This window comes from Deinococcus sp. (assembly GCF_018260405.1).
In the GTDB taxonomy this organism is placed as follows: domain Bacteria; phylum Deinococcota; class Deinococci; order Deinococcales; family Deinococcaceae; genus Deinococcus.
Genome location: NZ_JAGLBG010000229.1, coordinates 1 through 950, shown reverse-complemented (window position 1 = coordinate 950; position 950 = coordinate 1). Strand labels below are relative to the sequence as shown.

Annotated in this window: 2 protein-coding genes; one reads left to right on the top strand and one right to left on the bottom strand. The window is 48.7% G+C overall.

All coding sequences use genetic code 11. The features are described 5' to 3' along the window. A partial coding sequence (locus QZ269_RS13255; RefSeq protein ID WP_291427165.1) for a hypothetical protein occupies positions 1-647 on the top strand: 647 nt, incomplete at its 5' end. 15 nt (positions 648-662) lie between these two features. Here QZ269_RS13255 and QZ269_RS13250 read toward each other — a convergent pair. Next, a partial coding sequence (locus QZ269_RS13250; protein WP_291427164.1) for an IS30 family transposase occupies positions 663-950 on the bottom strand: 288 nt, incomplete at its 5' end.

Below are 950 nucleotides of genomic sequence, written 5' to 3'. Positions count from 1 at the left end.
CTGCTCCAGCGATTGTGCGCCTGATGAAGAGGGCAGCATGGATACTCCGACGATATGGGCCTCAGACAGCCTCTCAGTATGCCAATCAGCAGGGGTCGACAATCATGCACGAGTTTGGTCATACTTTGGGCCTACGGCATGGTGGATTTGAAGATACTAATTGGAAGCCCAATTACTACTCGATAATGAATTACACCTACCAAATTGCGGGCCTTGACGATACTGCCGACAGGGTTTGGGAGCGTGCTAAACAGCAAAAGTACACCTGTGCTGATTTGACTTACAACGATCCGTGCATGACAACATTCAAGATGGATTACTCATACGGTACGGATACTACTATGGATGAAGGCGCTATCAATGAAAACAACGGTATCGGACGCAGTCTAGCGTGGATTGATTGGAACAACGACGGCTTAAAAACGACTAGTACTAGAGTAGATGTCAATTCTGATGGCATAATTTCTTATGGCAGCTACGCTCTCAAGGATCACAATGACTGGCGAGTGGTTAGTCCGACCTTCGCTTATGTTAACCCTACCAATCAATACTCAGACAGCAATGCTGGATTTGGTGGTGGTCGCCTCGACGTAGCGGCCAATGATATTCAGCCTGTCGTTGCAGAAGAACCATTACATCACGATTGAGAAATTATGGCGAGTTCAAGTTGCTAGCGCACACCTCTGATGTTCCAAGTGTACCTCAGAGGGCGTGCGAAAACCTAACCCCTTTCTGGGTCTGTTGTTCAGTAAATGCTGTACCACAAGCACTTCTTCCAAGGCGGTCTCGGTAAAATCCGTTCCCTTAGGGAAAAATTGTCGCAGTAGCCCATTGGTGTTCTCCACCGAGCCTTTTTCCCAGGAGCTATGAGCGTGGTAAGCGTATGTTTGCGCCCCCCACTGTTGACCGAGTGCCTCGGTCAGGACAAATTCTCGGCCCTGGTCAATCGT